This is a genomic window from Streptomyces griseoruber, from assembly GCF_001514205.1.
GTDB classification, from domain to species: Bacteria; Actinomycetota; Actinomycetes; order Streptomycetales; family Streptomycetaceae; genus Streptomyces; species Streptomyces griseoruber.
The window spans coordinates 147,057-164,085 of record NZ_KQ948764.1 but is presented as its reverse complement, the minus strand read 5'-3'; the positions used below and the strand labels follow the sequence as shown (position 1 = coordinate 164,085).

At 68.0% G+C, this 17,029-nt stretch carries 16 protein-coding genes; 6 read left to right on the top strand and 10 right to left on the bottom strand.

Translation table 11 applies throughout. From position 1 onward, the window contains the following. Nucleotides 1-62 precede the first annotated feature (62 nt). Nucleotides 63-1,292 (top strand): MFS transporter, encoded by a 1,230-nt coding sequence (locus tag AQJ64_RS05120; RefSeq protein WP_079061479.1) that lies wholly within the window; start codon nt 63-65, stop codon nt 1,290-1,292. A 97-nt stretch (nt 1,293-1,389) separates the two neighbouring features. Next, entirely contained in the window at nt 1,390-2,379 is a 990-nt protein-coding gene (dapD, locus tag AQJ64_RS05115; RefSeq protein WP_059202435.1) for a 2,3,4,5-tetrahydropyridine-2,6-dicarboxylate N-succinyltransferase, read from the top strand. 130 nt (nt 2,380-2,509) lie between these two features. Here dapD and AQJ64_RS05110 read toward each other — a convergent pair whose 3' ends face one another. Continuing rightward, on the bottom strand, nt 2,510-2,998 hold the full coding sequence (locus AQJ64_RS05110; protein ID WP_206189651.1) for a hypothetical protein: 489 nt from the start codon (nt 2,996-2,998) through the stop codon (nt 2,510-2,512). A gap of 107 nt (nt 2,999-3,105) precedes the next feature. Here AQJ64_RS05110 and AQJ64_RS05105 point away from each other — a divergent pair, with 107 nt between their 5' ends. Further along, the gene (locus AQJ64_RS05105; protein ID WP_157880878.1) at nt 3,106-3,675 is read left to right on the top strand and encodes a hypothetical protein; all 570 of its coding nucleotides are present in this window, start codon (nt 3,106-3,108) and stop codon (nt 3,673-3,675) included. 247 nt (nt 3,676-3,922) lie between these two features. Further along, complete coding sequence (locus AQJ64_RS05100) at nt 3,923-4,237, top strand: SUKH-3 domain-containing protein (protein ID WP_420876526.1); 315 nt, start codon at nt 3,923-3,925, stop codon at nt 4,235-4,237. A 128-nt stretch (nt 4,238-4,365) separates the two neighbouring features. Here the strand turns inward: AQJ64_RS05100 and AQJ64_RS05095 are convergent, their stop codons facing one another. The 9 genes from AQJ64_RS05095 to AQJ64_RS05055 form a co-directional block, all read right to left on the bottom strand. Next, a complete protein-coding gene (locus AQJ64_RS05095; RefSeq protein WP_079061477.1) occupies nt 4,366-4,794 on the bottom strand; it encodes a hypothetical protein in 429 nt (142 codons plus the stop codon). Continuing rightward, nucleotides 4,784-5,341 (bottom strand): hypothetical protein, encoded by a 558-nt coding sequence (locus tag AQJ64_RS47750; protein ID WP_206189652.1) that lies wholly within the window; start codon nt 5,339-5,341, stop codon nt 4,784-4,786. The genes AQJ64_RS05095 and AQJ64_RS47750 overlap by 11 nt, the downstream gene beginning before the upstream one ends. A gap of 132 nt (nt 5,342-5,473) precedes the next feature. After that, the gene (locus AQJ64_RS05085; protein ID WP_055632852.1) at nt 5,474-6,202 is read right to left on the bottom strand and encodes an SDR family oxidoreductase; all 729 of its coding nucleotides are present in this window, start codon (nt 6,200-6,202) and stop codon (nt 5,474-5,476) included. Further along, nucleotides 6,199-8,640, bottom strand: a complete 2,442-nt coding sequence (locus AQJ64_RS05080; RefSeq protein WP_059202434.1) for a site-specific integrase — start codon at nt 8,638-8,640, stop codon at nt 6,199-6,201. Before AQJ64_RS05080 ends, AQJ64_RS05085 begins: the two co-directional genes overlap by 4 nt. After that, on the bottom strand, nt 8,637-8,984 hold the full coding sequence (locus AQJ64_RS05075) for a helix-turn-helix domain-containing protein (protein ID WP_055632854.1): 348 nt from the start codon (nt 8,982-8,984) through the stop codon (nt 8,637-8,639). Before AQJ64_RS05075 ends, AQJ64_RS05080 begins: the two co-directional genes overlap by 4 nt. Nucleotides 8,985-8,998: 14 nt before the next feature. Then, a complete protein-coding gene (locus AQJ64_RS05070) occupies nt 8,999-10,102 on the bottom strand; it encodes a tyrosine-type recombinase/integrase (RefSeq protein WP_055632855.1) in 1,104 nt (367 codons plus the stop codon). Between the two features lie 65 nt (nt 10,103-10,167). Beyond that, a complete protein-coding gene (locus AQJ64_RS05065; RefSeq protein WP_055632856.1) occupies nt 10,168-11,862 on the bottom strand; it encodes a site-specific integrase in 1,695 nt (564 codons plus the stop codon). Then, complete coding sequence (locus AQJ64_RS05060) at nt 11,859-13,538, bottom strand: hypothetical protein (RefSeq protein WP_055632857.1); 1,680 nt, start codon at nt 13,536-13,538, stop codon at nt 11,859-11,861. Before AQJ64_RS05060 ends, AQJ64_RS05065 begins: the two co-directional genes overlap by 4 nt. Beyond that, on the bottom strand, nt 13,528-14,961 hold the full coding sequence (locus tag AQJ64_RS05055) for a tyrosine-type recombinase/integrase (RefSeq protein ID WP_055632858.1): 1,434 nt from the start codon (nt 14,959-14,961) through the stop codon (nt 13,528-13,530). Before AQJ64_RS05055 ends, AQJ64_RS05060 begins: the two co-directional genes overlap by 11 nt. 281 nt (nt 14,962-15,242) lie before the next feature. On the opposite strand from AQJ64_RS05055, the gene AQJ64_RS05050 reads away from it, so the two are divergent. After that, nucleotides 15,243-15,800 carry a SigE family RNA polymerase sigma factor gene (locus AQJ64_RS05050; protein WP_055632867.1) on the top strand — a complete coding sequence of 186 codons (558 nt, stop codon included), beginning with the start codon at nt 15,243-15,245 and terminating at the stop codon, nt 15,798-15,800. Then, nucleotides 15,797-17,017, top strand: a complete 1,221-nt coding sequence (locus AQJ64_RS05045; RefSeq protein WP_055632859.1) for a hypothetical protein — start codon at nt 15,797-15,799, stop codon at nt 17,015-17,017. The genes AQJ64_RS05050 and AQJ64_RS05045 overlap by 4 nt, the downstream gene beginning before the upstream one ends. Nucleotides 17,018-17,029: the final 12 nt, after the last annotated feature.

Here is a 17,029-nt window from a genome sequence, read left to right as displayed (position 1 = left end):
GACCCGAGGCTGTCATGCTGACACAGTGAGTTCCCAAAAGGAACTCACTCAGAGGGGGACGGGTGCGAGGACTACGGCAATTACCGCGACCGGTGTGGCTGCTGGCGGCCGGCACGTTCGCCAACATGACCGTCAGCGTCGGTTTCGTCTTCGTCTTCCTCTACCTGACCGGCCCCCGCGCCATGAGCCCCGGCGAGGCGGGCCTCCTGGTGGGCCTCGGCGGCACCGGCCTGCTGGCGGGCAACTTCACCGGCGGCTGGTACGGCGACCACCTGGGCCACCGCCGAGTCCTCCTCGCCGCCGCGACCGCCTCCGGCGCCCTGCTGGCAGCCGTCCCCGCCCTCCCCACCCCCGCCCTCTACCTCGCGCTCCCCCTCGCCCAGTACACCTCCGGCGTACAACGCGCGGCCAACTCCGCCCTCGTGGCGGTGATCGTCCCCGACGGCGCCCGCCGCCAGGCCTTCGCCCTGATCCGGGCCTCGGCGAACGGCGGCTTCACCATCGGCCCCGTCCTGGGCGCCTTCGTGGCCACCCGCCTCTCCTACGACTACCTCTACGCGGCCGAAGGCATCGGCAGCCTGGCCCTGGCCGCCTGGACGGCCCGGGTGGTCCCCGGCGGAACCACCCCCCACCCCCGCCCACCCCGTCGTGAGGCGGGCGGCCTCTGGCCGGAACTGCGCACCCGCCCAGCCGTCCTCACCCTCCTCCTGGCGATAGTGATCACCGACATCGTCTACCGCCAGCAGTACTCCACGTTCCCCCTCTACCTGGCCGACCACCACATGGACACCGGCGTGTACGGCGCACTCCTGGCGGTCAACGGAGCGGTCCTCCTCTGCCTGGAACTCCCCGCGGCACTGGCCCTGCGCCGCCACGCCCCCCTGCGCATCGTCGGAACGGGCCTCCTCCTGGTGGGCGCCGGCTACGCGACCCTCCTCCTGGGCGCGAGCATCACCACGGCGGCCGCCATGATGATCCTCCTCACCCTCGGCGAACTCCTCTACAAGACAACGGCCACGGCCTACATGGCGGACGAGGCACCACCCCATGTCCAGGGCCGCTTCCAGTCCCTCTACGCCGGCGCGTCGATCACCGGCGTGGTCCTCGCGGCCCCTCTGGGAGGCACCCTCTACGCGGCACACCCGACCGCCCTCTGGCCCCTGTGCGCGACACTCGCGGCGCTGGCGGGAGCGGCGGTACTGGCCACCACCCACCACAGGCCGCGCGGCAGCGAGAGAGGGAACCCGACGGAAGCACCCCGGACCGAAAGCACACAGCAGGCAGTCGGCTGACAACCGCCCCGGACTTCCCCCGCCCCCCTTGGCCCGCTACCTGAGACAACGCCCCGCTGGTTAGCCTCCGCACTCTTCGTCCGGTTAGGTTTTTCCCATGACCGATACGACTGCTCCAAGCACCACCGGCGCGGTGGCCACCGGCCTCGCCACCCTCGCCGCCGACGGCACGATCCTCGACACCTGGTTCCCGGCCCCCGCGCTCGTGACCGACCCCGGCCCCTCCGGCACCGAGCGCCTCTCGGCCGACCGGGCCGCGGAGCTTCTCGGCGACGGTGCGCGCGCGGCCGTCGGCCCGGACCCCCGCCGAGGTGTGGAAGTCGTAGCGGTCCGCACGGTCATCGCCTCCCTCGACGCCAAGCCGCTCGACGCGCACGACGTCTACCTCCGTCTCCACCTCCTCTCCCACCGCCTGGTCCGCCCGCACGGCCAGAACCTGGACGGCATCTTCGCCCACCTCGCCAACGTCGCCTGGACCTCCCTCGGCCCGGTCGCCGTCGACGACGTGGAGAAGGTCCGCCTGAACGCCCGCGCCGCGGGTCTCCACCTTCAGGTGACCTCGATCGACAAGTTCCCGCGCATGACCGACTACGTCGCCCCCAAGGGCGTGCGTATCGCCGACGCCGACCGCGTCCGCCTCGGCGCGCACCTCGCCGAGGGCACCACGGTCATGCACGAGGGCTTCGTCAACTTCAACGCCGGCACCCTCGGCACCTCGATGGTCGAGGGCCGCATCTCGGCCGGCGTGATCATCGGCGACGGCTCGGACATCGGCGGCGGCGCCTCCACGATGGGCACGCTCTCCGGCGGCGGCAACGTCATCATCTCCATCGGCGAGCGCTGCCTCATCGGCGCCGAGGCGGGCGTGGGCATCGCGCTCGGCGACGAGTGCGTGGTCGAGGCCGGCCTCTACGTCACCGCGGGCACCCGCGTCACGATGCCCGACGGCCAGATCGTCAAGGCCCGCGAACTCTCCGGCGCCTCCCACATCCTCTTCCGCCGCAACTCGGTCACCGGCACGGTGGAGGCCCGCCCGAACAACGCGGTCTGGGGCGGCCTGAACGACATCCTCCACAGCCACAACTGACCCCCACGGGCTCACCCCTCACAGCGCCCCTCCCCACCCCGGAGGGGCGCTCGTGCAGGTGCCCCAGGCCGCGCTCTGCCTCGTCCGCACCGCGTCCCGCACCCGCTGGCGACCGGTGAGCCGGGGACCCCTACACACCGAGACCCGAGGCGAACCCCCGCAACGTCTCGAAGTCCCCGTCCCTCAGACCCACGCGCGGACTGACGTGATGCAGCAGAGCCGGGGCCGGGTGATGGGTGGTGACGAAGTCGGAGTCGGCGGCGGTGAGTTCGTCGTCGACCCAGGCGAAGGGGCGGCCCCCGGCATGGGCGACGAGTGTCTCCGTCTTCCAGTGGACGCCGTCGGCGCGCTCGGCTGACAGGGCCGGGCCGAAATCGACGTACGGAAGGTCGGGGAGCCCCAGCACCGGCCCGATCCAGCGATTGGCCAGGGCCATCCAGGTCGTGGCCCAGATCAGCTCGTAGGGAAGCCGCAGCAGCGCAGCCCCGTGCCCCGGGTTCAGCCAGACCCGCAGCGGGCGCCCCGGCCGCACGGACGCCCTGATCGTCGTATGGCCGTCGGGGCGCCGCTCGGGCTTGGCGGCGTACGGGTTCAGCGGCCTTATGCGGGCATGAGACACGTCCGCGACTTTCGGGCTATAGGCCACACAGGCGAGTGGGCGACCGTAGCTTCGCCGTACATCAAGCCGGGTACGGTGTACACCACAGAGCGAGCAGAGGTGGCAGGGTGGACGCAGGAGATTGGATCGCGGCCGCTGCAACGAGCATCAGTGTTGTTGCTGGTGTGTTCTCCTGGTCTCAGGCTCGCAGCGCGAAGGTTCAGGCGGAGACCGCCAAGGAATCTGCCCTCTACGCCCAGCGACAGACTGTGGCCGCCGAGGAACAGCTGCGCCTCGCCAGGGAGCAGTTTGCCGCTGAGATCGCTGTGCAACACGAGGCCGGCGGCCCCACATTCGAGCTCGAACCTGGTTCCGTCTTCTACGACGAGCAGCGGTACGCCAAGATGACCCTGTGTCAGGTAACAGGTCCGGTCCTGGCGTCCGTCGTCATCTCCTACCCCGACGACTACGACAATCTCTCTGGTCTCGACGGGCGGGATCTCGGCGCGTCCTCCCCAGGCTCGCGGATTCCAGTGCAGTGCGACGCGGAGTACAACATGGTGACACCGGTCGCCGTGTCTCTCACTCTCACGTGCACTGGGGCGAACGGGGAGACGTGGGTTCGCGGCGCTGGGTGTCAGCTGGACAGCGAGCCGGATCCGGCGCCTTCATGGCGCTCGCGATCACGCCGCCGCTGATGCGTCTCCACGACTAAATGGCGAGTGTGGTTGCGTTCGCTGCCAGTAGCAGCATTTGTAAGTGAGCTCGGGCCCTGGCTCTCGTTCTGTCAAGCGACTACGCAGTGTGTGGACCCGGGGGACTCGTCGGTGTGTCACGAGGTTCAAATGATCGTCTCTCGATCAAGAGGGAGGTTCGTGGTGGGGAGTTGGACGCCGGAGGTGTGCGAAGTGCTGAACACCGCTGGCTGGGCACCCGGCCGGAAGGTTGACACAGGGCCCTGGCGGATTCGGTTCGCAGTATGTGAGCGTCCACGGCCCCGGGATCAGCGTCGCTCGAACACCCTTCGAGTTCGATCCTGAGCTGCTGGTCGGTGAGGAGGACCGGTTCAGTGAGTGGGGCGACGAGATTGGGCGCCGCATCCTTCCGCTGGGTGAGCTGGATGAGGGGCGGCATTTCCTCGGCATCGACGAGTTCAGCGAGATCTACCTCGTTGACATGTGGGTGGGCAGTTTCGGCCGGATGCCGGAGGCCATGGAGAACCTGGTCCTCGGGGTCATGCCACGTCGCCTCGCTGGCTGAATCCCTAGGAGAGTAAGGCCCGTTGACGCAGGGAGAGTGGTCGGCCGCGCAACCATCGAGAGGTTGTACTCCATCACCACCAGGGCCCCTTGCTTTGGCGTTCCGTCGTCAGACAGGGGCGCCGAGGTTCATCGTGGAGGCACCACGCGCAGGCCCCCTGCGGTGGTCTCGCTGAGCTCGCGTCTCAGCGACACGATCTCCTCGTGCTGGGCGGCCAGCCGGGACAGGGCCGTGGTTCGGAAATCCTCTGCCTCGGAGCGTTCTTGGCTCATGCGTGCGATCCGCCCCCGTAGCCGAGCGACGTCCTCCTTGAGTCGGTCGATTTGGACAATCCGGGGGTCCGGCTCGCCTCCGGTTTCCCGCACCCGGCCCAGTCGTTGCTCGAATTCCTGCTTGAGGTGCGGATAGGTGCGATACAGCGTCGCTCTGGGGACCCGTGACAGGATGCTCAGAGACTTGATGTCGCACCTCAGCCCTTCGGGGATGTCCCCGCCCAGGAGCTGCTCCATCGCGGCCCGGATTCGGGCCTCCGCCTGGGCATGACGTTCACTGGCCACTGTCAGTCTCCTCGGTGTTCAATCCCGTCGATGCGGCATCGATGGCGTCTACGATCCGCATCGCTCGGTCGTAGGCGTCCTGAGCCCGCCGCCGCTCCAGCGGGGCCAGCCTCGGGTTGCCGAGGAACACTTCCTGAGTGTTCTTTGCCTGGTCCGCCCATGTCTGCCGGTGCTGCGGATGGTGGGTAGCCTGCGGGCAGCGTGCAGAGTCGCACATGCCGATCAGCGGTTCCGTCGCTTCCGGAGTCCCGGCCAGTGTCAGACACAGAGCCTTTTTCGGGTCGGTGAACCAGCAGTAGTTTGCAGCCCCCACGTGCAGGGTCTTCGCCCTGGTCTTGAGCAGCCGTTCCAGCCGCCGGTCATCTGCGAGGACGGGGGGTTGAGTTTCATGCGCGGCCAGTTCCTCATCCACCGTACGAAAGGCCGCGATGAGATCGCGTGCTCCCCGGCCGGACGGCAGCTCCCCCTGCCGGTAACTTTCGTAAGCCGCGGTGGTCAGTCGGGTGTGCTCGGCTTCCTCTTCGGCTTGTACCTCGGCGAGGAACACTGCTTGGTGTCCGCCCGGCCGAGCTAATGGTGGAGTCGGGTATTGGAACTGCCTGAATGCCTGTGGTTCTGAGCGGCGGTGGCTTGCCGGACCTGGCATCAGCCGTCGTGTGTCGACGTGCGAGGGCATTGATCAGACCTGTTCGAAGTGGAACGCTTTGATGAAGCAGTCGCGGGGCTGGGCGACAGCGAAGAGGATGCATTCCACGAGCGAGTGCGCGGTGAGGGCGTCCTTGGCCTCGCGCGGGGTGGTCTCCCACTCCTCGGAGAGCGGGTCGGCGTTGTCGAAGTCGGGCGGGTAGAGCGAGATCACCCGGACCCCTTGCGGACGCAGGCGCTTGGAGAGGATCTCGGCGAACCCTGCCTGGGCGCTCTTGGCCGCGTAGAAGGCGTCGTGCGCGTCCGACCGGTGGTGGCCCGGTGTTCCGCAGGCAGAGACCATCGTCACAACATCTGGTATCTCCGAGTTGAGCAGGAGAGGGAGGAAGCTCTTCGTGGTCAGGACCGTGCCGGTGGCGCCAGAGGCGATGGTGTCGACAACGTCGGCGTCGGTTGCGGACAGCAGGTCCGGCCCTGCGAGGTAGCGAGAGCCGTTGTTGATGAGTACGTCGACGCGGTCCGTGTGTTCCGCGACGCTGGAGGCGAAGTCACGGATCGAGGCGGGGTTTGTCAGGTCGCAGGCGAAGGCGTGCACCCGCTGATGGCCGCGGTTGCGAATCTCGTCGCGGACTCGTTGAGCGGCGGTGAGTTCGCGCGCAGAGAGGAAGATCTCGGCGCCAAGGTCTGCGAGGCGGATGGCCAGGGTTCGCCCGAAGTCGCGGCCAGCGGCCGTGATGACGACGCGGTGGTTGTCCCATCTCATGGTGTCGCTCCTGGTTCGTGGATCGGTTGGTGCGGTGCATTGCGGCCGCTGACGTCGGCGGCGTAGGCGGCCCAGTCGCCGGCCGATGCTTTTTGCCACTGGACGGCGACCTTGATGTGGATGCCGAGCATCCGGGCGAGGATCGCGGCGGGAAGCTCGGTCGCGAGGGTGAACAGCGCAGTGGACCGATCCTGTTTGGGTCGAATTCCGATGCCGTGGAGGCGCTTGCCGATCTGGCTGTCGGTGAGAGGGAGCCCTGGATGGCCGCCCGGGAACAGCCAGGGGCAATCGTCCGGACTGCCGATCTTGGCCTTGCCTCGGCGGTTCGCGACGAGCTCACGGACCAGGCTGGCCAGCGGTGTGGGGAGGACGACTGGCGAGCTGCCGAATGTGATCGTGACGGTGTCGCCGTCGATGTGGACGTCGTCGACGGTGAGTTGGCTGATGGTCGCGATCTTCTGCGCGTAGAGGATCAGCAGCAGGCCAGCGACGCGATCCGGGGTCGGCAGCGTGTCGTCGTTGAGGAGGCGCCGGGCGTCGGCCCACCGTTTCTCGCTGTCGATGGTGCCCTGGGGGCCGGCCCAGCGGACGGTGCCATAGGTGAGTCCGCGGGCGTGCCCGTGCTGTACCGACCAGCGCACGAAGTGGCCGGTCTCGTCGCGGTAGCTGACCGTGGCATCGGCCATCCAACGTTCCAGGTCCGGCTGGGTGCACGTCCCCAGCGTGAGCCCTTCTCGGTTGAGCCAGGTCAGGAAGCTGTCGGCTGCGGTGACGTGGCAGCGAACGTTCAGATCCTGGAGTCGAGTCGTGTGGTCTTCGCCGAGGCGTCGTCGGAGTCGGCGCATGTGGTGCCAGACCGCGTAGCCGTGCAGGATCCGGCGCTCGGCGAGATCGGTGCGGGTCTGGACGGTCTCGGTGATCCATTTCTCCAGGGCGATGAGCCGTTCGTCGCGGGGCGGGAGGGTGCCGGTCGCGACCAGGACACTGCGCAGGTGGGCCAGCACTTTGCCCGGGGGCAGTTCGTCGAGTACCTCGTGGGTGACGGGCCGCTCGTCGCGTCCTATGTGCTCCAGGAGATCGCGGGCCTTTGAGCGGGAGATCCAGGCGATGGCGACGTCGGGGCGCTCGGCACTGGTCAATGCTTCGTGGAACGGGGCGAGTTCAGGACGAAGGGCCCCGGTGGCGTCACCCAGGAGGTCGCGTACTTGCTGGTCGAGGACGCACCGCTGGCAGGGGCGGGGGCTGAGCTGCCAGGTGGTGGTGCAGACCGGGCAGCGGCCCCAGAAGTCGGGGTCGGGGTTGGTGCACTTCGCGCACAACGGTGCCTCCCAGGTGCCGCCGCGGGCCTGGGCGACGGAGTCGCAGCCGCTGCAGGTCACCCATCGGTGCTGGCAGCGTTCGCACCACGGCTGGCCGGTGGCCCGGGACATCTCGCAGGGCGCCATTCGTCGGCAGATGCCGCACTCAGCGGTGATCCTTGGGCGGCAGTTGTTGCAACGCGGGCCGTCGGGCAGCCTCGTTGCGACGGGCATGCGTCGGCGGCAGCCGACGCACTCCTCCAGGTTCGCGGGCTGTCTGATCATGCAGTTCGGACACAACGGCCGCCCCTCGGAGTCGCGGGTGGCAGGCTCGCGCACGGCTCCGCAGCCGGAGCAGGCAACGGCCGCGTGGCGGGCAAAGCAGGCCCGGCAGATCCTCTTGCCCTCCAGCAGTTTGGACAGCGCCTTCACTCCGTGGCAGCGCGGGCAGGCCGGCCGGACCACCTTGGTCGCCCCGGCCTCGACGAGTTCATTGATGAACCGCAGGGCAGCAGGGGTGGGGGCTTCGTAACCGGCCCCGGTCAGCAGCTCGGGGCGGGCGACGACGGCCCAGGCCAGGCGCCGCTGCCCGGCGGGCCGGACGGTGGCGCGGCCGAGCGCGGCCAGGATCGCGTCGGTGTTGAGGCCGGGATCGAGGTTCGTGATCAGCTCGGTGAGTTCCCGCAGCGGATCGCCGTCGGTGTCAGGGCAGTTCTGACAGCGGGGCTCGCCGTGGCGGTCCCGGCTGGTGACGCGTCGTTCTTGGTGGCAGCCCGCGCAGACGGCCGGCTTGTCGAAGCAGGGCGAGCATCCCCACCGTCCGCCGGTGCTGCTGCCGACGTAGCGGCATGCGCGTCCGCATTCGCCGCAGCGGGGCAGCGCGACGTTCTGGGCTCCGGCGTCGTTCAGGGCCATGAGGAGTTTGGCGACGCAGTAGGGTGCCGGTGGTTGTCCGGTCCTCAGTAACGACGGGTCGTCGTGCAGGGCCTGGGCGAGACTGCGGCGGCCTGCTCGTGTGTGTACGACCGTGAGAACGATGTCTCGGATGTGCTCGGCGGGCAGATGCTTTTCGGCGTTGCCGACCAGGCGCACGACCAGGCCGACTGGATCCGCGAGGACCTCGTCGGCGAGACCGGTCACCGGTCGACACCTGTGATCCGGGCCCTCCGGGGACGCAGGTCGCCGACTCCTTCGGAGATCGAAGTCCCGCCTGCTGCGGCCTTCTTCGGCTTCGTTGCGGAGCCGGCCACGGCGATGGGCTCGATGAGGTCGTCCATGGTGCAGTCGAGGATGTCGAGCAGGGCCATGAGGATCTTCAGGCTGAGGCGTTCGGGCCGCTCGACGACGAGCCGGTAGACCTGGCTCGACGACAGTGTGATGCCGCGTTCCTTCAGCGGTGGGATGAGGTCGGTGGTGGAGAACATCCCGCAGTCCGCCATGACCTTGCGCAGGTGCCAGTGGTAGTCGAGCTTGGCGGCCATCATCGGGTCCTTCCTCGTCAGACGCCGGCGAACGCCGGGGCCAGTGCCTTGCTCAGGGCAGTGTTCATGAAGTCGTCGCTGACGTGGGTGTAGATGGCCGTGGAGCTGTCGCACTCGTGACCGGCCTGCTGCTGGATGAAGCGCCGGTCCACCCCGTCCTCGGTCAGATGCGTGACGTAAGAGTGACGAATTGAGTGCGGAACTAGTTCTTTTGGGAGCTTTAGGGCGTCTCGGTATGCCTCGAACCGGTCGTTGATCGAGCTCGGCTGCAGGCGTCCCCCGCGTTCGGTGATCCACAGAGCGGGGTGATCGGGGAAACCGAAGCGCGGCCGGACGTTCTCGACGTAGTCCTCGACCGCCTCGACGGCCCAGTCCATCACCGACAGCACGTTCCTTCGTCGTGGCGGCTGGCCCTTCTTTGCTTTGCCGTAGCGGACGTTGAGCGTGCCGTACCGGCCGAACTGGCGAGCCTTCGGGTTCCGTCCGAAGTCGACCACGTCGAGCTTCGACGTCTCGGTCCGGCGAAGGCCCCAGCCGTAGATGACCTTGAAGAGGGTGGCGTCGCGGTAGGCGGCGAGGGCGCCCTTGCGCTTGGACTTCACGGCGCGTGCGACCTGGTCGTCGGCGTAGTCGAGGAACCGCTGCAGTTCTTCGCGGGTGAACGGCCTCGCTTCCGGATCGCCTTCGTAGTCCTGCAGGTGGGGCAGGGTGTTCCACTCGTGCGCGATCGCCACCGGGTGAACGCCGAAGGCTTCTTCACAGGCAGGTCCCCAGCCGTAGCGGCCGTCGATGAGGAACTCGGTGAACAGCCGGATGTCACCCTGGTAGCTGCGGATCGTGGACGGCGCCAGATGCTTCTCGCCCGTCAGCGAGGCGGACCACTCGTCCATGTGGGCCGGCGTCCACTGCCACGGGTAGTCGTTCGTGAACTCGAGGAACCGGCGGACCAGCCGTTCCCGGGGGTCGATCGTCTCGTCCTTCAAGCCGCGCGACTTCTGCTGAGCCCGCCAGCCCCTCAGCATCGCGTCGAACATCGCGTCCTCCGGACGCAACTGAACCACCCCGGACACGAGCTCCAAACGAGCCGCCCCGGCCAGGGCCACCTTCTGCTGATGCACCACTCCAGACCATCCCTTCTGGAGGGCAGATCATGCATCAAACGGGATCGCCTCGGCAACATGTCTGCTCAGGCCGCTAGTTCGTAGTAGCGTCGGAGACCGTGAAGCCGTGTCCGTGAGCTGGCGACCTGCGACTTCTCGCCCATCTGATGCAATTCCCGAGGGTCGGCGTAACCCTCTGTCGTAGCCACGGATACGTGCTTGAGATGCCATTTCGCAGCCAGGAGGCCGTGCGGGCGCTGGGCGATGGACAGCGCGAGAGTACGGCGGAGAGCGCGCGGGTGCACCGGCCCATCGGGGATGGGGGCAAGGCCCAGACGCTGTCCGCAAGATCCGTTGACCCAGTTCCGGAGAGCGGCATAGCGGTTGCCGGAGTTACTCCCCGAAGCGAAGAGGAGTTCGCCGGGCTTGGTGCCAATGACGGCCTCGGCCGCGCCCAAGGCTCGGTGAACCTCTTCGATCACCACCCAGGAGTCGGGTACCCCGCCGAATTCCTCTCCCTTGATACGACGGGAGTCCACCCAGAGCCGGGGACCTTGGGAGCGGTCTTCGCGTCGACAGGCCCCGCCGGTGAGCTCGGCCAGCTCGGAGGCCCTCATTCCGGAGAGCGCGGCGGTGAGGTAGAACGCGGCGCTGGCGATGACGTGGACCATGGTCTCCAGTCCGAAGTGGTCCACAGGGATGGCGAACGGAACGGCGGAGTGGTTATCGGCCCGGGGAACGGCGGTGGCATCCCGACACCATGGCGGTTCGGTTCCGCAGTGCCTGATCCAGGCTTCCAGGTGAGGTCGGAGACGTTCCAGATCGCGCCTCTTGGAGAGCGAGAGTGCGGTGTCCCTCACGAACGAGTCGAAGGCGAACGGCAGTAGTGGGTCGTCTTGTTCCCAGCCCGTCGCAAGTCGCTTGCCGATGTAGCCGGGCGTGGTGCGGGGGGCGGGGATACCCGCCTTCATCTGTCGCTGGATTTCACCAATGACCTGCGGATACTGGTCGATGCGCAGTGCGGATCTGATTCCTGCCCGTGAAGCGATGACTTGTCGGGCTCGGGCGGCTTCAGCTGTGAGGTGAGGCCCGACCACGTCGATGAGGTAGATCGAGTTGCAGAGCAAGGGCCGCAGGATGTCGTCGGGCACGGGCGCGGTCCGATTGGCGTCGGCGCGTTCGTAGCCGGCGACTTCGGCGGCACTGCGGTCACCCCAGGGACGGAAACCGGGTGGGTAACAGTCTGGAAGCAACGGCGAGTAGGCCATCAGAGCTTGGGCTGTCAGGACGTACCCCGCGACGGTGCCGGGAGTGACGGACCGCTCCGGATCCGTGCGGCTGCGGGAGATGACACTCAGGTAGGTGTCGCAGTGGGGCTGCCTGACGAGCGAGAGGCTGTTGATCCCAGCCCCGGTGAGGTGGTTGAGCCAGGCAGTCAGTCGGCTGACTTCGTGACGAAGGGTGGGGAGTGCGAGAGGGGTTCGGTAGGCATGTGGAAGAACGGCGACGTCCGGGTGGGTGGGCAGGATCCGGGCCATCAGGTAGGCCCGGGCGACGCTTCGCCAGCGAGGGTTGGCGATGGTGGTGAAGTCCAGGATCTTCTCGCTGCGGGGCCAGGACGCAGGAGCGTCGGCGACCGCCGTCAGGTCCCAGATGTCTTGATCGAAGCAGGGGCCGCGCATACCGGGCTTGATGCGGTATCCAGCGGTTTGGAGGATGTTCATCCCTAGGAAGGGGTGCCGGTTCGGGTTGGTTTGGGGCAGCGGGATGGCGCTGGTCATGGGGCTTCCTCCGGGTGCAGGGGTGCGAACGCGGTGTCGGTGGCGACTCGGATGGCCGCAGAGCTGAAGCGCGGCAGTACGTCGGCATCGAGTCGATCGACATAGGGGCCGAAGACCGCCAGGAACTGCGGCGTCGTCATGTTCCTTGCCTGATCCGAGAAGTACTTCTTGAGGCGGAGCAGGTTGGGCAGGTGACGTGGAGCGAAAACCGCGAGCGGGCACAGCAGGCAGACCCAGGGACGGGCCGGGCAAAGGGTTTCGGCTGGGGCGTGTGGGCTGTTGTAGGGGTTTACGCAGGAGGCCAGAAAAACGTCCTGTTCACCGGTCAGCAGTCGCTTGAGGGCGTCGGCGTCGAGCCCGTTCTCTTTGGCGAGGTGGGGGAAGTCGGCGGCGAAGCGGGCTGTGTCTTGATGAGTGACGACGACCGGCGGTTCGGCTTTGCGTCGGATGTCCCGCTGAGCGTCTTCGATGATCCCCTCGATGGCGTCCACCTGCGCGGGGGTGTGGTGGGACAGGTAGTGGTCGCCTTCGACCGTGGGGGTGTGGTTGGGGTCGATCGTGGTACGACCGGTCCAGGCGGAGCGGTCGCGACGGTGGTGGTAGGTGGCGCGGATCCGGCCGCTGTGCGGGACGAGTGGCTGTCGGTGGTCGTCGAGCAGACCAGTCTCCTGCGCCCAGCGTGTTCGCCACCACGGGGTGCGTGGGGACGAGGACAGGTCGTGTCTGCCCGAATAGTGGATCCACATGTCATCAGCGGCGTCTGCGGCGTGCTCCCGGAGCGGCGCGGAGTGCTTGAGCCACTGGTCCAGGAGCCGAACCGCGGGCCCGTTGATGTTGAGCGATTCGCGGCCGGTGCGTCCCTTGATGTAGGACAGCAGGGCGGTGGATGGACTTGTACGGGTGAGGTTGGTGCAGGTAAGGGCATCAATGCCGTCCGGAACGATGCCGGTCAGCATCGCCAGACGTAGGTTGTAGGCGAGTGCGACCGGGGCCGTGGGATAGAAGCCGCTGCGGATCACGGCAATCGTCTTCTCGGCCGTTGCAGGAGCCGCCAGGATCATGGAGCGGATGGCCTTGGCTGTGAGGGGGCCGATGCGGTGGACCATCCAGGCGAGATTGTCGAAGGTGATGCCGTGCGCCGCTGGGTCGGCTCCTCGGTCGGCGGCTTCCAGGATGCTGCGATGGTCCCGCCAGGCGGTGGTGATGGTGGCGTTGGTGGCCTCATCGAGGCGACGCCATTCCGCTTCGCTGTAGGGCCGGTTGGGGGTGGACTCGCGCATCCGGTTGACGGACCGCCCGTCGAGATGGGCTTGGATGCTGGCGTGTAGCTGGCCGCCGTTCGTGCGGTAGCCGTTCAACATGATCCGGCTGTGCCGTTCGAAGGTGAACCCGGATGCAAGCCAGTACTGGGTGACCTGGGCGGGGGCAAGATGGCTGAGGCCGCCCCTGAACCCGGTGGCGCTCAGGTGCCGGGCGAAGTGGCGCGCGCAGCGGACGGCATGCCTTGCCTCGCCGTAAGTGCGGATCGGCCCGACGGGGTGGGTGGCTGAGATGAGCCCTTGGGCGAGATCGGCGGCGAGAACGGCGTCGGGGAGCTCGTGGAGAGTGCCGAGGTAGGGGCGCTGTCCAGGAAGCATGAAGTGGACAGCGAGAGGGTGGCGGAGTTCAGCGGGCATCGAAGTCCTGGAATTCGGCGGCGGCCTCGACCAGTGCGCGCGGAGTGGGGGAGGTTTCCTCATATGCCTCGCGGAAGATCCGTTGCGTGTCCAGCAAGTGGAGGTACGCCTGAGTGGTGGCGACGCTGGCGTGTCCCATCAAGTCCCGCAGAACCAGCAGTGGATCGGCCTTGGTGAGGTAGAGGGCCATGGAGTTGTCGCCGCCTGTGTCCACTACGAGTTGAGCCGCTCGCTGGTAGTAGCCCCGCACCAGTCGCTCCAGGGTGGCCATGGCAAAGGTGTGCCGGGTCATATGGGGAAAGACGTGCGGGAACGCAGGGTCGAATCGCTCGCGAACGCGGGCTGAGGTGCGTCGCAGCACAGTCGCCCAGTCCACGAAGGGGGACCCGTCCGACTGCACGGCGAGCAGGCCGCTCCCGCCCCCAGGAGCAACGAGGCGGCGCCGTTCGTCTGGGGTGAGAACGTGCCACCGCCGGAAGGTGCCGTTGATGCGGGCACCTGCATATGTCGGCTCTTCGATGTGCAGAGGATGCCTGGGCAGCCAGTGTGAGCCGTCGACGGAGGCCGCCCGCTCCAGCGTCACGTAGTCGTGGATACGGGCCAGAGCCTCGCAGTCGATCCACGTCTGCCGCCCCTTGCCGCCCTTCGCCGTGGGCGGGGCGAGCGCCAGCGGGACCGGCACGGTAGTGGGCAGACGTGGTAGCGGCGGAATCTCCCACACCGTCAGGTGGGACAGCTCTCGCAGCCGTAGGCCCGTAGCGAGGGCCAGGCTGATTCCAGCCGTATTCCGGCCGGTTTCCCGGCCTCGGAACTTGTGGTCGGGCTCGCCATCAGGATCGTTGCCGGCCAAGGCGTTCATCAGCAGCTCAACATAGGGCCGCTCCAGGTACTTGCGGGTTGCGTGCCGCTTGGCACCCCGCACGGTCGCCATATTGCGTACCGACTGCATGCGTACGCCGTCAGGCCGCCTGTATGAGCCTTCGGTGTAGCTGAACGGCACATCGGTGCAGTGACTGTTACGCACGGACCACTCGTAGAAGGCGGCGATCGTCTTGACCGCCAAGTTCCAGCTCGTCCCCTCCAACCGCGCCTCCAAGGGCCCCGACAGCCGGTGCTCGGCGTAGGCGGACAGCGCAGCACGGAGCCGGAACTGGTCGGCGAACACGTTGATGCCGTGCTCGGACAGGAACTCGGACCAGAACTTGAGCTGCTGGGCGTAGGTCCGCCAGGTGTTGGGGCTGGTGGCTCCTGTGATGGGCAACTCCTGGAGCCACCGGTTCATGGCGACGGTGGGGCGAGGGCCGTCCTCGTCTTCGAAGCGGAGGTCTTCGTCGACGAGGACGGGCATTCCGTGGCGGATGAGAGGCCGAGACGGAAGGTCCCAACTTTCCCAGCCAGTAGAGGAGAAGAGGTGCAGGATCACGACCGGCACGTTATGTGAGACATCACCGACTGCAAGGTATAAGGGCGAGTTTGGCACTCTTTCGAGTGAGACAAAGAGACACGCTCAAACTGCAAAGCTAAGCGGCCCGTCGACGTCGAGGAACAGCAGCGGCCGGCTCATACGGCCACCGTAGGGCAGCACCCCTTCCCGGCCGGCGGAATTATTTCCGCGCCGACAGGCATAGCGGCGCCCGCCCGGAGGCGTCACACGGGGCACAGGGATCGGGCAGCGGGTCCGCTCCGGGGGAAGAGAAGGTGACGATGGATGCCGAGGGACTGGAGAGCTTCCGCGACTTCGTGGACAGCAGGTCGTCCGCGCTGCTGAGGACCGCCGTCCTGCTCAGCGGCGGCGACCGGCACGCCGGCGAGGACCTGCTCCAGAACGCTCTGGCCAAGGCCGCGGGCCGCTGGCACCGCATCGAGGAACCCGAGGCGTACGTACGGCAGGTGCTGTACCGCCAGCAGATCAGCCGCTGGCGGCTGAAGTGGCGTCGGCGTGAGGTCAGCGTCGCCGAGCCGCCGGAACCCGGCGCCGACCCGGACGGCTCCTCCGCCGCCGACCTGCGCCTCGTGATGCGCGCGGCCCTGTCCCGGCTGACCGCCCGTCAGCGCACCGTCCTCGTGCTGCGCTACTTCGAGGATCTCCCGGAGGCCGACGTGGCCCGGATCCTGGGCTGCTCGGTGGGCACCGTACGGTCCACCACCCACCGTTCCCTGGCCCGGCTGCGCTCCCTCGCGCCGGAACTCGCCGCCCTCGGTCCCGCGGACGTCGAGCAGCCGCCGTCCCGTGACTTCTCGCCCGTGGAGGTGCGTCCGTGAACGTCGACGAACTCGTGCGTGACTCCCTGCGCGAACAGGCCGCGGGGCAGACGCCGGCCGCACCGGGACTCGCCGACCGTGTGCTGGGGCTGCGCCGGCGCCGCCGTACCCGCAGGCTGGTGTCGATGGCGGCCGCGGCCGCCGCCGTGGTGGCGGTCTCCGTGGCGGTGCCGATGCTGGATTCGGGCGGGACGAGGGACGTGCGCCCCGCGGACGTCACGGAGCCGAACCGGACCTCCGCACACCCCGACCAGTCCCCGCCGCGGGATCTGATCGCCGCGGGGCGGACGGCGCTCGCCGCGTACTACGGGACGGTCCCGGTCGCGCAGTCCAAGGAGATGGCGGTGGCGACGCGCACGTACTGGCTGCTGAACCCGGTGACCAAGAAGTACGTGAAGACCACCAAGTGGTCGTGGGTCGCCGTCGCACCGGGCCTGGAGACCGCCGCCGTCCTGGAGCAGAACCTGCCGGCGAGCCGGATCGGCCTGCTCGACATGGCCAGCGGCGAGGTCAAGCGGTGGATCAAGGTCGACCACACCGTCGGCGGGCTCGCCTTCTCCCGCGACGGACGGGAGCTCGTCGCGACGACCTACAGCGAGAACCCGGACCTCAGGCCCATCCCGAAGAAGCTGAAGGGGGGCGGCGAAGTGACCGTGGAGACGCGTTCGCACCGCACCGGCTTCTACGTCATCGACGTGGCGTCCGGGAAGGCGCGGTGGAGCCAGGTCGACGCGGGCGGCGGCCCCGGTTCGCTCGACATGATCAACACCCGCCAGGACTTCGCCTTCAGCCGCGACGGCAGCCTCATCTGGTCCGGCATGCCCATGGATCCGGGCTACCAGTACTACGACCGGGACGGCACCGAGGTGGGTCCGCCCGCCGACGCGAAGTATCTGCGCTGGTACGTCGACGCGGGCCTCTCACCCGACGGCAGCCTGCTCGCCGGGGACTTCGCGGGCGAGAAGTACAAGACGTCCTCCTGGATCCTCGACCCGGGGACCGGCAACAAGATCACCGAGACGCACGGCCAGCAGCTGCTCGCCTGGGCCGGCGACGACTCGCTCGTCGCCTGGGACATCGGCAAGGACGGCAACGAGTACCACCAGCGGCTCGTCCTGGTGACGCTCGACAGCGACAAGGTGGTCCCGCTCAGCGACTTCCGCTCGACGAAGGACGACACCCTGGGCCGCTGGGAACCGGTGTTCGCGGACCGATGACCGTCCTGGCCG